We start from the raw sequence: 14,081 nt of genomic DNA, 5'->3' as shown, positions 1-14,081 counted from the left end.
AGACAGGAACTTCTAGTTTGTAAGGAACTTTCGTGGGTTCAGTTATTAAGAAGCGCCGCAAGCGTATGGCCAAGAAGAAGCACCGCAAGCTGCTTCGCAAGACCCGCCACCAGCGTCGCAATAAGAAGTAGAGATACTTCATCAAGCGTGAATGCCCGTCGCCTTTCGAGGTGGCGGGCATTTTTGCACCCCCCGTCCCTCTCTCACGTCCCGCCGGGTTTTTCCCGTTGCTCTCTCACTTCCCGCCGGGTTTTTCCCCGTTGCTCTCTCACTTCCCGCCTGACCTGAAGCCCGCCGCAACTGCTGGATCGGTCCAGGCACGGCGAAGAGTCCATTTGATTTTCTGCGCCGCGCGGTCGAATCCGTCAGCCAGATCCTCCTTCCCGAACACCAGGACTGTCCAGCCCGCCGCTTCGAAGGCTTTGTCGCGGCGCCGGTCCCGGGCCCGCTGCTGGTCCTCAAGGTGATGTCCGCCGTCGTACTGGATGGCGACCCTATACTCGCGATAGCCGAGATCCGACGACGGCGAGAAGGGGTCGTTCTCGCGAAGCTTCACCTGAAGTTGGGGTTCAGGCAGATTGAAGTCCAGCATCGCCAACCGCAGCAAGGTTTCCGGCGCTGAGTCGGCGCCAATACGCATGAGGTCCAGGGCTTCCCGTGCGCGGACCACTCCCTGCCTGCGTTTGTGTCGGTCAACCAAGGACCTCAGACCTTTCGGCGTTTGGAAGGGTTCGCGCCTGCCCTCCAGATCCGGCCGCGGAATGCGGATGAGTTGATCTGCCATGCAGGTCAGATGATTCAGGGGCAGAACACTTGCCAAGTCCAGCCACGTGCGCGATCTGGTGCTGATACGCATCCCGTGAACCACTTCAACTTCCCCGTCGTGCACCAGAACAGTGTGCCCAACGATGCCCTTGCGCCGGACCGATGGGAGCTTTCGCGGCTTGCTCAAGTGAAGTTCGTCGGAGTCGGAGAACCATGGCGGAAGCACCAGCCCGTGGAGCCGCGCTGCCGTAATGTGCGAAATCCAGGCTCCCGGGGTTGCCGATGACAAAGACCTTGCCGCTTCGGCGAGATCAAAATCCCAAGATTCGGTTCGGTAGACGCCACGACTGACAGATGCCACGGCATTGCTCCGCCACAGCTGAGGTGGCCTGATGCCAGCAGCCATGGCCTCGGCCAGGGTGAACGGGGCGGAGGGAATAGCCGGCGCGGCGGAGGAGGTCTTCTGCATACCGGCATTGTTACTTGAATCGCCTTTGAGGCGCAGAAGTTATCCACAGGTAGTTCCCGAAGCGGCATTCGGCGAGGAATATTCGACGGCGGCGCTAGGGATGTGAGAGAGGAGCCGCAGGGTGGGGTGGGGATGTGAGAGAGGAGCCGCAGGGTGGGGTGGGGATGTGAGCGAGGAGCCGCCGGGAGGGGTGGGGATGTGAGAGAGGAGCCGCAGGGTGTGGTGGGGATGTGAGAGAGGGCTAGAGCCGCGGTCCGCGGAATCTGGAGAAGCCGCGCCACAGGCCGTAGACGGCGCCGCCAACCGTGGCTGCCTTCAGACCGAGAGTCGCGGCACGCCGGCCGGACCGGAAGTCGTATACGGGCCAGTTGTTGTCGCGGGCATGCTTGCGCAGCTTGGCGTCGGGGTTGATGACCACGGGGTGCCCCACCAGTGTGAGCAAGGGAATGTCGTTGGCTGAGTCGCTGTACGCCCAGCAATGTTCAAGGTCCAAGCCCTCGCGATCGGCGATGAGCTGGACAGCGATTGCCTTGGCCGGCCCATGCAAAATATCGCCCACGAGTTTTCCGGTGTACATGCCGTCGTGAACTTCGCCCACCGTGCCCAGCGCGCCGGTCAAACCCAGACGGGTGGAGATCACGGTGGCCACCTCAATGGGAGTGGCGGTGACCAGCCACACTTTGCGTCCCACTCTGAGGTGCTGTTCGGCGAGGGCTTTGGTTCCGGGCCAGATCCTGGACTCGATCATCTCGTCGTAGACTTCTTCGCCCAAGGCCTTGATGTCGGCCACGGTGATCCCTGCGGCGAGCGTCAGCGCGGAATCGCGCACGGAGTGAACATCCTCCATGTTTTCGCCACGCATGACGAACTTGAACTGCTTCCAGGCGAAGCCGGCCGCCTGCGACAAGGTGAAGGCTTTGCGTTCGTACATTTTCCGGGCCACGTGGAAGAGGCTGGCACCTTTCATCAAGGTGTTGTCGACGTCGAAGAATGCAGCTTCGCCGGTGTGCTTCTGCGCTTGGGCAGTTGCGGCAACAGCGGCGTTCTTCTCGTCGGGCATGCCTCGAGTCTAGTCAATGACAGGCGGGCCGCGTGTTGGGCGCTGATGTGCGCCGCGCCCGACGGGATGTGAGAGAGGGATGGTGGATGGGGGGTGGGGATGTGAGAGAGGGATGGTGGATGGGGGTGGGGATGTGAGAGAGGGACCGGCGGGTGGGGTGGGGATGTGAGAGAGGGATAACGTGGGGGCATGGCAATTCCCGACGTCGTCCTCCTCACCAAAGCTGACTGCCACCTCTGCAAAGAGGCGCGTGCCGCCGTCGAGCGTGTTTCATCGGGCCTGGGTGTGCCGTGGCGCGAGCAGCAGATTGACGAGGACCCGGAACTGCGTGAGCGGTACGCAGAGGAGATCCCCGTGGTGCTGGTGAACGGCATCCAGCGGGATTTCTGGAAGATCGATGAGCAGCGGCTGGCCCGCACCTTGAAGAAGGCCATGGAGGGCTGAGGGTGCGGTTACCCGTAAGTAATCGCTTTGGTTGAGTCTGCCAGGGGGTCATAGAGTGGAACAACAAAGCGACGCAATGGAGAAGACCGTGACTGCGCTTGAACCGTCCCCGGATACCAACACCGAGGACAGCGAACCTGCCGCCAAGCAGATACCGCCCGCGGCTGTAGCCCGGATGACCCTCTATTTGCGCGCGCTCAACTCCCTCTTGGCAGAAGGCGTGGAACGGGTTTCTTCAGAAGCCCTGGCGGAAGCGTCCGGCGTGAGCTCTTCCACCCTACGCAAGGATCTTTCCTACGTTGGTTCGTACGGAACCCGCGGTGTGGGCTACGAGGTCCAGAACCTGAGCCGTCACATCGCGGCCGCGCTGGGTCTGACCCACGATTGGAAAGTGGCCATTGTGGGCGCCGGTAACCTCGGCAAAGCTCTGGCCCGCTATGGCGGTTTTGAGTCCCGGGGTTTCGACGTCGTGGCTATTTTTGATGCTGATCCCATGGTGATCGGCAACGAGGTTGGTTGGCTGAGGGTCAGCGATTCGGCCGAACTGGAACGTGTCCTGGAACGCACGCACACCAACATGGTGGTGTTGGCCCTGCCCGCTACGGTGGCGCAATCCGTGGCTGACCGGGTGATCGCTGCCGGGATCCGCAGCATCCTCAGCTTCGCGCCGGTCCTGTTGCAGGTCCCTCCGCACGTTAACCTCCGCAAGGTGGACATGGCCACCGAGCTCCAGATTCTGGCGTACCACGCACAACGGGCGCAGGCTCCGGGCCAGGCCGTCTAGCCTGATCCGGACCTGCGCCCGTTGTGGTTGGCCGCTGTGCGGCCCGGCCCGAAAGCCAGGTGGTTTCTAGCGGCTGTAAGGGTTGGCGAACGGCTGCGGCTTCCGGAAGTACGGGGCCGACGCCGGCAGGTACAGCATCACAATGGCTGCAACTCCCAGCAGGATGACGATCAGCTGCAGGATGCCGTAGCCGGAACCGAACTGGAAGACGCTGGTGAGGCCCAGTACGGAGATGGCAGCAAACACGGTGCCGAGGATGCGTGCCCAGTTCTTGCCCTTGCGGACCGGGAAAGCAACCAGGGCGTAGAGGCCCAGGGAAACGACTGCACCAATCACGGCACTCACACCGATCACGCCGCGCATGCCCTCCATGCTGCCCTCAGGGAAGTCCGTTCCCTGCTGGGCGGCCTGCTGGTTCATGGCGTTGATGAAGGCGTCGGCACCGGTGGTGGCCAGCAGCAGCGAGCTGATGGCGGACAGAATGCCGGCAGCAACAATCATCCAGAAGGCGTAGTTGACCATGGGCGGCATGGCAACAGGAGCTGCCGGCTGGCCGGGCCAGTTGGAGCCCTGCCCGTACTGCGGTGCTGCCGGTGCCTGGCCGTACGGCGAAGCCTGCTGGCCGAACTGCGGCGCGCCGGGTGCGCTCTGCTGTCCGTACTGGGGCGCTGCCGGGGGAGTGGACTGCTGTCCGTACTGGGGCGCTGCCGGGGGAGTGGACTGCTGTCCGTACTGCGGTGCAGCCGGCGGGGTGGACTGCTCCGGCTGGTTAGAGTCGCCCGGGTTCGACGGCGGGTAGGGAGGGTTGCTCATGGCATTCCTTTGCTTGTTCGACTGCTGGTACGGCCGCCGGGATCAGCAAAATGACCCTGCCCCCAGCGTGGTTCTGCTAACACCGTACCCTTACGCCCCGGCGCCTGAGCACAGTACACGCAGGTTTTCGGCGTGCTGGCGCCAAAAATCATCACGGAGGAGTACGCCTGCATGATGAAGGCCGCGGGGATTCCGGGGAATCCATCCGCGGCCTTCAGCCAGTGGGCCTGCCGTGATGCTCGACGACGGCTGCCGGCTTTGGTTTTAGACCTGGCCCTTGACTGCCTTGAACCAGAGCTGGGAGTTGGGCAGCCACATCAGCACTACGGCTACGGCGCTGACCAGGAAACCGAACCAGTTGCTGCCCAGGCCGGTGCTGGATCCGCCGGCGCTTGCTGCGCTGAAGATGGTGAGGAGCAGCGACGCAGCGGCAACGATTGTCAACGCCAGGCGCGCCCATTCCTTGCCTTCCTTCATCTTCATGGCCAGGATCACCTGCGCCGCCGCCAACGCGAGGGTCAGCAGCAGGATGATCAGCAGGATCGCAGCTATTCCGGGAGCGAAAGCGAAGAGGGCAACAATGGCAAAGAACCCAATGACTCCGAACAGGAGTCCCAGGAGGCCTGAGATGACCCAGATGAAGTAGGACACCTTCAACTCGGTGGGCAGGCCCTGGGTTTTGAACATCCCCGAGAATCCACCTTGCGGCATGACGTCGTTGAAGTTGCGTGGACCATCGGTGGGCATTTCGAAGTGGAAGCCGGGTTGCCCGGGCGCAGGTTGTCCCTGCCCGGGGCCTGGGTTGGGCGGAACAGCACCGGGCTGGGAATACTGGCCGGGTTGCGACGGCGGTTGGTAACCCTGGGGTGGCTGGTAGCCCTGCGGAGGCTGGTAACCCGCAGGAGGAACATTGCCGGGCTGCGGAGGCTGGGAGCCGGGCTGCGGAGGCTGTGGTGCTTCATCTGGGGTACTCATGGCATCACTTTAGACCGCAGGTTGAAGGATGCCTAGGAAATTCGGAGCCAACTCGCAGCCAAGTCCCGGGGAGGTGAAGAACAATTGCGCAGGTGGAACCGCAGAATGCACAACGGCACCCCTGCAGCGTGATGCTGCGGGGGTGCCGTCGCGTTGGTTCTGCCGTGGCCCCGCCCAAGGCCCATGAAGGGGCCCGGGCTGAACCGCGAGGGGAATCAGGCCGCTGCGGGAGCGATGAAGGCGAGTTCCAGGTTGATGACAACCTTGTCGCTGACCAAGACGCCACCGGCTTCGAGGACGGCGTTCCAGGTGAGGCCGAAGTCCTTGCGGCTGATGGTGGTCTCGCCGGAGACGCCTGCACGGGTGTTGCCGAACGGGTCAACAGCTACGCCGTTGAATTCGGTCTCGATGGAGACCTCCTTGGTGACACCCTTGATGGTGAGATCGCCCACGAGGTCGAAGCTGTTGCCGTTGGCCTTGACGTGGCGGGAAACGAAGGTGATTTCCGGGAACTTCTCAACATCGAAGAAGTCTTCGCCCTTGACGTGGCCGTCGCGGTTGACGTCGCCGGAGTCAAAGCTGGCGGTCTGGATGGTGGCGTTGACCTTGGAGTCGGCCAGGGATTCGCCAACCTCGAGGGTGGCTGCAGCGTCCTTGAACTGGCCGCGGACCTTGCTGATTCCTGCGTGGCGGACGGTGAAGCCGATTTCGCTGTGCGAAGCGTCCAGGGTCCAGGTGCCGGTGGTTACGTCTGCGGGAAGGGTCATCATGATGTTGCTCCTATGGGTTGTGGAAGGTCTTGCGTGTTTGCCGGATTGAAGCCATTGCTTGAAGCATCAACCGAGCTTCGTACCCAGTATAAACATGCATATGCATCTTTTATTCCAACTGCAGGGAACATTTCGGAAAAATTTTGAGTTCTACTGTCGGTAGAAGATTTCGGATCGCTCCGCTTCTTTGAGAAACTGGTAAACATGCCCCAAGCAACTGTCCATCTGCTTCGCCATGGCGAGGTCCATAATCCTGACGGCGTCCTCTACGGACGGCTGCCTGAATTCCACCTCTCCGAACGGGGCAGGGAGATGGCGCGCATGTTGGCCGGCCACTTCACGGCCCGCGCCAATGATGGCGCCAAGATCGTGCACCTTGTGGCATCGCCCCTGACGCGCGCGCAGGAAACAGCCATGCCCACCGCCGAGGCCCTGAACCTGGAAATCCACACGGAGCCCCGGATCATCGAGGCCGAGAACCACTTCCAGGGGCTCCACCCCACCAGGAGTGAGTTCCTGAAGCCCAAGCACTGGTTCTACTTCCGCAACCCCATGCGCCCGTCCTGGGGTGAACCGTACAAAGCACAGGCCGCCCGCGTCCTGGCCGCCGTTGAAGATGCGCGGCTTACGGCCCTGGAGTTGGGTGGCGATGGCGCCGAGGCCATCCTGGTGAGCCACCAGCTGCCCATCTGGTCCACCCGCCTGACAGCGGAGGGGCGACGCCTTGCCCACGATCCCCGCAAGCGCGAGTGCACACTGACCTCCCTCACCTCCCTGACGCTCGACGGCGACGGCAAGGTTGTGCGCGTTGAGTACAGCGAGCCCGCTGCCGTGCTTCTTCCCGGCGCTGCCAGCACCCCGGGGGCATAGGACATGGACAACATCAATCCTTCACGCCGCGGCGTGCTGACTGCCGGCGGCGTCCTCCTGGCAGGACTCACCATGGGCTTGTCCGCCTGTGCCCAGGAAGATGCGCTTGCCAAGCAGGCCAGGGCAGGGGACAACAAGAACTACGTGGCCGGCGATGGCTCCGTCACGGAGTTCGCCAAGGCTGACCGCTCGGCTCCCGTGGAACTCAAGGGAACCCTGTTCACCGGAACCCAGGTGAAGCCCGAGGACCTGCTGGGCAAGGTCACGGTGCTGAACTTCTGGTTCGCTGCCTGTGCTCCCTGCCGCATTGAAGCACCCCAGCTTGAAGCCCTGCACCAGGAGTACAAGGACCAGGGCGTCCAGTTCTTCGGCGTGAACCTTCGCGATGAGCAGCCCACGGCAGAGGCTTTCGACAAGACGTTCAACATCACCTACCCCAGCTTCAATGACAAGGACGGTGCGGTGCTGTTGTCCGTGTCCGGCATTGTTCCCCCCGGCGCCGTTCCCACCACCTTGGTGTTGGACAAGGACGGAAAAGTGGCGTCCCGTGTTCTGGGCGAGATCGAAAAGAGCACCTTGAAGGCCCTCATCACCTCAGCTGTGGCCGAGTAGTCCCGTGAACAGTCCTTTCGCCGAGACGATCCTCAACGGATCCCTGCTGCTGGCCGTGCCGGTGGCATTGCTGGCCGGGCTGGTCTCCTTCCTTTCCCCCTGCGTGCTGCCGTTGGTTCCCGGGTACCTGGGCTACGTCACTGGACTGACCGGCGTCGACCTCCAAAAGCAGCGGCGCGGCCGCATGCTGGCGGGCATCGGCCTGTTCGTCCTGGGCTTCTCGGTGATTTTCGTCCTCCTGGGCGGCGCGTTCGGCCAGCTGGGCACCCTGCTGACCGGGCCGCAAAATGCCTGGATCACGCAGCTCCTGGGCATCCTGGTGATCATCATGGGAGTGGTGTTCATGGGTGGTTTCGGCTGGCTCCAGCGGGACGCGAAGATCCATGCCAAGCCTCCCGCCGGACTCTGGGGCGCACCCCTTCTGGGCCTCACCTTCGGTCTGGGGTGGGCGCCATGCATTGGGCCCACGTACTCCGCGGTACAGTTGCTGAGCCTTTCCGGGGGATCGTCGGCCGCCAAGGGAGCTCTTCTGGCGTTCGTATACAGCCTGGGCCTGGGCATCCCATTCCTCCTGATCGCCCTGGCAGTACGCCGTGGCATGGGAGTCATGTCCTTCTTCCGCACGCATCGGCTGGCCATCCAGCGGATCGGCGGAGGCATCCTGATTTTGCTCGGTATCCTCATGGCCACCGGAGTGTGGGGCACCTGGGTGACCGAGCTGCAGTACTGGTTCCAAAACGATGTGAAGTTGCCGATCTGATGAGTGAGTCCGTGAAAGCCAAGAAGAAGTCACCATCTGCCGGCGACACCACCCCGGCAGAAGGCAAACTGGAGCAAGCCAAGGCCGAGGCAGCGCTGCCGGCGCTCGGCGCCAGAGGTATGCTCCGCTGGGCATGGACACAGCTCACCAGCATGCGTACGGCGCTGTTCCTGCTGTTGATGCTTGCCGTGGGCGCGGTTCCCGGGTCCCTCTTTCCTCAGCGTGCCGCCAACCCGGCCGTGGTGACGCAGTACATCAAGGACAACGCGTCCTACGGCCAGTTCCTGGACGCGCTGCAGATGTTCGACGTCTACTCTTCGGCCTGGTTCTCTGCCATTTACATCCTTCTGTTCATCTCCCTGATCGGCTGTGTCACCCCGCGCGCCATCGCCCACTACAAGGCGATGAAGTCCCAACCACCGCGCACCCCCAAGCGCCTTTCGCGCCTGCCGGAGTACGGCACCCTGGCGGTGCCCGCCGACGCCGGGATCCCGGCGTCGAAAGCCATCAATGATGCCGCCGGGCTGCTGAGGAAGCGCGGCTACCGCGTTGAGGTCAGGGACGCCGACGGCGGCCTTCCGTCCCTGGGTGCCGAGCGCGGCTTCCTGAAGGAAGTGGGCAACCTGGTGTTCCACACCTCCCTGATCGGCGTGCTGGTGTCCGTGGCCATCGGCGGCCTGTTCGGCTACAGCGGCCAGCGGATCCTGGTGGAAGGCGACACGTTCGTGAACACCCTGGTGGGCTACGACCAATTCACCCCGGGCACCAACTTCATCAGCAGCAACCTGCAGCCGTACTCCATGCAGCTGGACAAGTTCGAGGCCAAGTTCGACCGTGAGTCACCCGGCAAGGCAGGCCAGCCGATCGACTACACCGCAGAAGTCACCACCAAGGAGACCCCGGACGCCCCGGCCAAAAAGGAAACCCTGAAGGTCAACGATCCCGTGTCCTTGGGCGGCACCAGCCTCTACCTCACGGGTAACGGCTATGCGCCCATGGTCACCGTCCGCGACGGCGACGGAAACGTTGCCTTCCAGGGCCCGGTGATCGCCAAAGTCCAGGGTGACAACTACTACTCTTCCGTGGTTATCAAGGTCCCGGACGCCAAGCCGGAGCAACTCGGATTTGTTGGCTTCTTCCTTCCCACGGCCATGGTGACCGAGGAAAAGATCTCCTACAGCGGCGCACCGGAACTCATCAACCCGCAGCTGAGCCTGAACTCGTTCTACGGGGACCTGGGCCTGGACAAAGGTGTACCCCAGAACGTGTTTGAGCTGGACGTCAAAGACCTCAAGCCCCTGAACAGCCGCACCATGGCGGCCGGTGGCCTTACCCTCACCCCCGGTGCCACAGCCAACCTTCCCGACGGCAAGGGCAGCATCACCTTCGACGGCGTGAAAAAGTACATCGGTGTGGACATCCACCACAACCCCGGCCAGCTGTATGCCCTGATTTTCGGCCTCCTGGCCGTGGCCGGTTTGATGATTTCCCTGTACGTCAACCGCCGCCGTGTGTGGGTCCGCACAGGAACCCACGAAGATGGCCGGACAATGGTGGAGTACGGCTTGCTAGCACGCGGTGAGGATCACCGGCTGGCCGGCGAGGCCGCGGCCCTCCGTGAACTCTTCGCCCGGGAATGGAACATCCCGGACACGCCACCGGCACCCCCCACAACAGCAGTCTCTTCCTCAACCTCGAAGGACCAGTAATGCCAGTCATCAACGAAACCCTGGGCCAGTACAGCGAGCTGTTCATGCTCCTGGCCGCCGGCACGTACACCGTTGCGTTCATTGCCTTTGCCTGGGACCTGGCGAAGAGCAGCAAGACGTTCCAGACCGTGGACCTCAAGGCCGCCGCCACCACTGCGGGGGAGCGGGTAACGGTTGCTGCCGGGCGCGTCAGCGCTGGCCTGAACGGCGCCGACGCCGGTGGGCCGGCAGGCCGTGCCGAGCGGCCGACGTCGAGCCTCACCGTTGAGGGCGGAACCGCTGCGGGCGACATGAAGTACGCTGCCGAACGCCGCGTCCCGGCCCGGATCGCCGTTGCACTGACCGTGCTGGGTGTCCTGATCCACGCTGCAGGCGTGATCACCCGCGCCCTGGGTGCGGGCCGCGTGCCGTGGGGCAACATGTACGAGTTCCTCACCACGGGTGCTTTTGTTGCTGTGGCCGTCTTCCTGGTGACGCTGATCCGTCGCGACCTGCGCTTCCTGGGCACCTTTGTGCTGGGCCTGGTCATCATCATGCTGGTGGCCGCATCAGTGTCCTTCTGGACCCCCGTTGGCCACCTGGTTCCTGCGCTCCAGAGCTACTGGCTGATCATCCACGTTTCCATCGCAGTGCTCTCCGCGGCGCTGTTCACATTGACCTTTGCCATGTCGGTCCTGCAGTTGCTGCAGTCCTACCGGCAGAAGAACCTGGGCCTTGGCCGCAAGGACAACCTGGCGTTCCTGCGGGTGGTTCCCAACGCGTTGAGCCTTGAAAACCTGTCCTACCGCATCAATGCGATTGCCTTCATCGGCTGGACCTTCACGCTGATGTTCGGTGCCATCTGGGCCGAAAAGGCCTGGGGCCGCTTCTGGGGCTGGGATCCCAAGGAAGTCTGGACGTTCGTGATCTGGGTTGTTTACGCAGGCTACTTGCACGCCCGCGCCACCCGCGGTTGGACCGGAACCCGCGCAGCCTGGTTGTCGATTGTTGGCTACGCCTGCGTGATCATCAACTTCACGTTGGTCAACACGGTGTTCCAGGGGCTTCACTCCTACTCGGGACTTTAATCCCCCCGAGGGGACTTGGTCCCGGACGGAGCCGTGCGGCGCCCGGGGCCCGGCTGAGCCGGCGCCGGGGGCCTACTTCAGCTCGTCCGTGTCATGGGAGTCCGGCTCGCTGTGTTTGTCATTGCCTGTGGGTTGGCCGTCCGAACTGGACGCGCCTTCGTCACGGGCTTTGGCGTCCAGTTCGGCCTTGAGCTTCTTCAGGCGCTCGTCTTCGGCCTGGTTGCGACGCCGGGCCTCCAGGTTGCGGAGGAACTCGGGGTCATCGTCCGGGGCCACCGGTTGACGCCGGGCCGGCGCGGTCTGGGGCTTGTTGTAAGGCCGGCCGAAGATGAACCACAGGATGGCCCCGAGCAGCGGGAGGATGATCATCACAATGATCCAGGCGGGTTTGGAGATCCCACGGGTGAGCCGCCCGTCGGTGCGGATGACATCCACCAGGGCATAGACGAAGATGACAAGGACAACAACTACACCTATAACGCGGGGCATGCATCAAGTCTAGTCGCCGGAAGGCGTATAGAGGTTGCCCCTGCCCGGCCGTGATGAGAGTGCAACCATCCCGGGCGGCTAAACTTGGGTGGTGGCTTTCTTGAAGTATTCCCTCATCCGTTTGGTGCTGTTCGCGCCGTTGTTCGCACTCTTCGTTTTTTTGGGGGTTGGCACGTTTCTGGCGGTGGTCTTCGCCGGGCTGATCGCGTTCGCCATCAGCTACCTGTTCTTCCAGAAGCAGCGCGATGCCGCCACCGCTTCAATGCGGGAACGCTTCTCCGGACGCGCCAAGCCCATCCGCACCGCCGGTGAGGTGGAAGACGCAGCGGCCGAGGACAGCCTGGTAGAGAAAAACCCGGACATTGCCGTGAACAACGACAAACGTCCGGGCTCCGTCTAAAAAGCTGTCGGCGTCCTAGAATCCGTGGCTGAGGATCAGTCCCAGTGAGAACAGGACGCTGTATCCAAGGTTGATCAGGCCCGTCTGCTTGAGGACCGGAATGAGGCTCTTGCGCTTCTTGCCGTTGACCATCAGCCAGGCGGGCATCAGGCAGGCCGGGATCAGCAGCAGGACAATGAGCATCCAAGGCTTGGTGGGGGCCAGGATGAGCACCAGCAGAATTGCGACGGCCAGCATCAGTACATAGCTTTCCCGTGCGTGCCGGTCACCCAGGCGAACTGCCAGGGTGCGTTTTCCGGCTGCCGTATCCGTGGGAATGTCGCGGACGTTGTTGGCCATCAGCAGTGCGCAGGCAATCAGCCCGGTACCTATTGCGCCGATCACCGCGGCCAGGCTCACTTGGCCGGCTTGGGTGTACGTGGTGCCCAGCGTGGCCACCAAGCCAAAGAACACGAAGACGAATACGTCGCCCAGGCCCATGTAACCGTAAGGGTTTTTGCCGCCCGTGTATCCCCACGCTGCCAGTACGCAGCCGATGCCCACCAGGATCAGCCACCAGGACTGGGTGATGATCACCAGGATCAGGCCGCACAGCATGGCAGCCCCGAAGAGGCCGAACGCCGCCCACTTGACCTGCTCAGGCCGTGCAGCCCCAGAACCCACCAGGCGCAGTGGTCCCACCCGGTCCTCGTCCGTGCCGCGGATGCCGTCCGAGTAATCGTTGGCGTAGTTGACCCCGATCTGGAGCAACAGGGCCACCAGGGCGGCCAGGATCGCGTTGGGCAGCTTGAACGCCTGGAGCTCGTACGCCGCTGCCGAACCGATCAGGACAGGCGCGATCGCCGCGGGCAGTGTGCGGAGCCGGGCCCCTTGAATCCATTGTGCAGCTGTCGCCACGTGCAGTACCTCGTGTATTTCGCGGTTGATCGTAAGTCAGGTTCGGGAAGGAAGAACTTGTCTATTGTCCCCGATGCAGCTCCGAAAGCCGGTCAATCATGGCCAGGCGGTCCGGTTTTCCGTTGGGAAGCATCATCAGTTCCTTGTCCACCAGCACTGTTTTGGGCGCCAAAGCGCCCAGTGCAGCTTCGCGTTTGGCAGTGAAACCCTGGATCCCCTCCGGCGTCGGATCCTCCATGGCAACGAACGCGGCAACGGCCTGTCCCCACTCGCGGGACGGAACGCCGGCCACAAAAGCCGCGGTGACGCCGTCGAGCTCTTCCAGCTTGCTCTGGATGAACGCGGCGGAGGCTTTGACGCCGCCGGTGATAATGACGTCGTCCGCGCGGCCCAGGATTGTTAGCTTGCCGTCAGCGGAAAGCTCGCCGAGGTCTCCGGTGACGTACCAGCGCACGCGGTCTTCTTCGAAGAACGCATCCTGGGATGCATCCAGGTAGCCCGCGGCCACCGTATCGCCGCCCAGCAGTACCCGGCCTTCCAGCCCGCCCTCGCCAATGCGGACCTCGACGCCGTCCAACGGCTCGCCGTCGTAAACGCACCCGCCGCAGGTCTCGGCTGAGCCGTAGGTGGTGACCACCGTGAGTCCCTGCGCCCGGGCGGCACTGAGCAGTTCGCCCGAGGCGGGTGCTCCGCCCAGAAGAATGGCGTTGAAGCGGCGCAGTACGGCCAGGGTCTCCGGGGCGGGGGAGTCCAGGAGGCGTTGCAACTGGGTGGGCACCAGTGAGGTGAACCGGATCTTGTCCGTGAGCTCCTGGGCCGCTGCCGTGAAGGCCTCGGGCGTGAAGCCGTTGCTAAGGTCCATGGCCCACGGGCGGGTCCCGGCGTAGAGGGAGCGGACCAGGACCTGCACACCCGCCACATACTGCAGCGGGAGCGCGAGCAACCACTGGCCCTCACCGCGCAATGCCATGGCCGTGGCCACCGAGGACGCAGCCAGTGCGTCAATGGTCAGCACGGTGGCTTTGGGAGTGCCCGTGGACCCGGATGTGCGGACCACCACTGCTGCCTCTTCGACGCCGGTTTCCACACCCACGGCTTTGGGTCCGCCGTCCTGGTCCACGACGATTTCGACGGCGGGGCCCTCACCGTGGAGGGCAGCCATCAGGGCTTTCAGTATGGGATCGATGTCCACCGGGT

The 14,081-nt window shown here is 63.3% G+C and carries 17 protein-coding genes; 9 read left to right on the top strand and 8 right to left on the bottom strand.

Going from position 1 to position 14,081, the window contains the following annotated elements; genetic code table 11:
- Positions 1–32: 32 nt before the first annotated feature.
- Positions 33–131, top strand: coding sequence for a 30S ribosomal protein bS22 (locus tag JOE60_RS14310; RefSeq protein ID WP_003792170.1), 99 nt, complete (start codon positions 33–35; stop codon positions 129–131).
- Positions 132–268: 137 nt separating this feature from the next.
- Here JOE60_RS14310 and JOE60_RS14305 read toward each other — a convergent pair whose 3' ends face one another.
- Complete coding sequence (locus JOE60_RS14305; RefSeq protein WP_167263969.1) at positions 269–1,234, bottom strand: DUF559 domain-containing protein; 966 nt, start codon at positions 1,232–1,234, stop codon at positions 269–271.
- A 241-nt stretch (positions 1,235–1,475) separates the two neighbouring features.
- Positions 1,476–2,294, bottom strand: coding sequence for an HAD family hydrolase (locus JOE60_RS14300; protein WP_167263967.1), 819 nt, complete (start codon positions 2,292–2,294; stop codon positions 1,476–1,478).
- Positions 2,295–2,483: 189 nt separating this feature from the next.
- Between JOE60_RS14300 and JOE60_RS14295 the strand changes: the two genes are divergently transcribed.
- Both JOE60_RS14295 and JOE60_RS14290 read left to right on the top strand, forming a co-directional pair.
- Complete coding sequence (locus JOE60_RS14295; RefSeq protein ID WP_167263965.1) at positions 2,484–2,738, top strand: glutaredoxin family protein; 255 nt, start codon at positions 2,484–2,486, stop codon at positions 2,736–2,738.
- 76 nt (positions 2,739–2,814) lie between these two features.
- Positions 2,815–3,522 (top strand): redox-sensing transcriptional repressor Rex, encoded by a 708-nt coding sequence (locus JOE60_RS14290; protein ID WP_167263963.1) that lies wholly within the window; start codon positions 2,815–2,817, stop codon positions 3,520–3,522.
- Positions 3,523–3,588: 66 nt separating this feature from the next.
- On the opposite strand, the gene JOE60_RS14285 is transcribed toward JOE60_RS14290, so the two are convergent.
- From JOE60_RS14285 to JOE60_RS14275, 3 genes are all read right to left on the bottom strand, one after another.
- Complete coding sequence (locus JOE60_RS14285; RefSeq protein WP_167263962.1) at positions 3,589–4,335, bottom strand: hypothetical protein; 747 nt, start codon at positions 4,333–4,335, stop codon at positions 3,589–3,591.
- A 264-nt stretch (positions 4,336–4,599) separates the two neighbouring features.
- Entirely contained in the window at positions 4,600–5,310 is a 711-nt protein-coding gene (locus JOE60_RS14280) for a hypothetical protein (protein WP_167263960.1), read from the bottom strand.
- A 215-nt stretch (positions 5,311–5,525) separates the two neighbouring features.
- Positions 5,526–6,077, bottom strand: coding sequence for a YceI family protein (locus JOE60_RS14275; RefSeq protein WP_167264208.1), 552 nt, complete (start codon positions 6,075–6,077; stop codon positions 5,526–5,528).
- A 207-nt stretch (positions 6,078–6,284) separates the two neighbouring features.
- Here JOE60_RS14275 and JOE60_RS14270 point away from each other — a divergent pair, with 207 nt between their 5' ends.
- The 5 genes from JOE60_RS14270 to ccsB are packed head-to-tail and all read left to right on the top strand — an operon-like array spanning position 6,285 to position 11,098.
- Complete coding sequence (locus JOE60_RS14270) at positions 6,285–6,950, top strand: histidine phosphatase family protein (protein WP_167263958.1); 666 nt, start codon at positions 6,285–6,287, stop codon at positions 6,948–6,950.
- A 3-nt stretch (positions 6,951–6,953) separates the two neighbouring features.
- Positions 6,954–7,562 carry a TlpA family protein disulfide reductase gene (locus JOE60_RS14265; protein WP_167263956.1) on the top strand — a complete coding sequence of 203 codons (609 nt, stop codon included), beginning with the start codon at positions 6,954–6,956 and terminating at the stop codon, positions 7,560–7,562.
- 4 nt (positions 7,563–7,566) lie between these two features.
- Positions 7,567–8,322, top strand: a complete 756-nt coding sequence (locus tag JOE60_RS14260; protein WP_017199149.1) for a cytochrome c biogenesis CcdA family protein — start codon at positions 7,567–7,569, stop codon at positions 8,320–8,322.
- Positions 8,322–10,031 (top strand): cytochrome c biogenesis protein ResB, encoded by a 1,710-nt coding sequence (gene resB / locus JOE60_RS14255; RefSeq protein WP_167263954.1) that lies wholly within the window; start codon positions 8,322–8,324, stop codon positions 10,029–10,031. The genes JOE60_RS14260 and resB overlap by 1 nt, the downstream gene beginning before the upstream one ends.
- Positions 10,031–11,098 carry a c-type cytochrome biogenesis protein CcsB gene (ccsB, locus tag JOE60_RS14250; protein WP_167263952.1) on the top strand — a complete coding sequence of 356 codons (1,068 nt, stop codon included), beginning with the start codon at positions 10,031–10,033 and terminating at the stop codon, positions 11,096–11,098. Before resB ends, ccsB begins: the two co-directional genes overlap by 1 nt.
- Positions 11,099–11,170: 72 nt before the next feature.
- Here ccsB and JOE60_RS14245 read toward each other — a convergent pair whose 3' ends face one another.
- The gene (locus JOE60_RS14245) at positions 11,171–11,587 is read right to left on the bottom strand and encodes a PLD nuclease N-terminal domain-containing protein (RefSeq protein WP_167263950.1); all 417 of its coding nucleotides are present in this window, start codon (positions 11,585–11,587) and stop codon (positions 11,171–11,173) included.
- 88 nt (positions 11,588–11,675) lie between these two features.
- Here JOE60_RS14245 and JOE60_RS14240 point away from each other — a divergent pair, with 88 nt between their 5' ends.
- The gene (locus JOE60_RS14240; RefSeq protein ID WP_167263948.1) at positions 11,676–11,987 is read left to right on the top strand and encodes a DUF4229 domain-containing protein; all 312 of its coding nucleotides are present in this window, start codon (positions 11,676–11,678) and stop codon (positions 11,985–11,987) included.
- A 15-nt stretch (positions 11,988–12,002) separates the two neighbouring features.
- On the opposite strand, the gene JOE60_RS14235 is transcribed toward JOE60_RS14240, so the two are convergent.
- Together JOE60_RS14235 and JOE60_RS14230 are read right to left on the bottom strand one after the other, a co-directional pair.
- Positions 12,003–12,884, bottom strand: coding sequence for a 1,4-dihydroxy-2-naphthoate polyprenyltransferase (locus JOE60_RS14235; protein WP_167263946.1), 882 nt, complete (start codon positions 12,882–12,884; stop codon positions 12,003–12,005).
- A 61-nt stretch (positions 12,885–12,945) separates the two neighbouring features.
- Positions 12,946–14,076 (bottom strand): AMP-binding protein, encoded by a 1,131-nt coding sequence (locus JOE60_RS14230; RefSeq protein WP_167263944.1) that lies wholly within the window; start codon positions 14,074–14,076, stop codon positions 12,946–12,948.
- Positions 14,077–14,081: the final 5 nt, after the last annotated feature.

The sequence above is a fragment of the Paenarthrobacter ilicis genome, assembly GCF_016907545.1.
GTDB classification, from domain to species: Bacteria; Actinomycetota; Actinomycetes; order Actinomycetales; family Micrococcaceae; genus Arthrobacter; species Arthrobacter ilicis.
This window is presented reverse-complemented; position numbering and strand designations above follow the sequence as displayed.

Coding starts and splice junctions, on each gene's coding strand:
- JOE60_RS14305 (WP_167263969.1), bottom strand. CDS start 1,234: ATGCAGAAGACCTCCTCCGCCGCGCCGGCTATTCCCTCCGCCCCGTTC.
- JOE60_RS14300 (WP_167263967.1), bottom strand. CDS start 2,294: ATGCCCGACGAGAAGAACGCCGCTGTTGCCGCAACTGCCCAAGCGCAG.
- JOE60_RS14295 (WP_167263965.1), top strand. CDS start 2,484: ATGGCAATTCCCGACGTCGTCCTCCTCACCAAAGCTGACTGCCACCTC.
- JOE60_RS14290 (WP_167263963.1), top strand. CDS start 2,815: ATGGAGAAGACCGTGACTGCGCTTGAACCGTCCCCGGATACCAACACC.
- JOE60_RS14285 (WP_167263962.1), bottom strand. CDS start 4,335: ATGAGCAACCCTCCCTACCCGCCGTCGAACCCGGGCGACTCTAACCAG.
- JOE60_RS14280 (WP_167263960.1), bottom strand. CDS start 5,310: ATGAGTACCCCAGATGAAGCACCACAGCCTCCGCAGCCCGGCTCCCAG.
- JOE60_RS14275 (WP_167264208.1), bottom strand. CDS start 6,077: ATGACCCTTCCCGCAGACGTAACCACCGGCACCTGGACCCTGGACGCT.
- JOE60_RS14270 (WP_167263958.1), top strand. CDS start 6,285: ATGCCCCAAGCAACTGTCCATCTGCTTCGCCATGGCGAGGTCCATAAT.
- JOE60_RS14265 (WP_167263956.1), top strand. CDS start 6,954: ATGGACAACATCAATCCTTCACGCCGCGGCGTGCTGACTGCCGGCGGC.
- resB (WP_167263954.1), top strand. CDS start 8,322: ATGAGTGAGTCCGTGAAAGCCAAGAAGAAGTCACCATCTGCCGGCGAC.
- ccsB (WP_167263952.1), top strand. CDS start 10,031: ATGCCAGTCATCAACGAAACCCTGGGCCAGTACAGCGAGCTGTTCATG.
- JOE60_RS14245 (WP_167263950.1), bottom strand. CDS start 11,587: ATGCCCCGCGTTATAGGTGTAGTTGTTGTCCTTGTCATCTTCGTCTAT.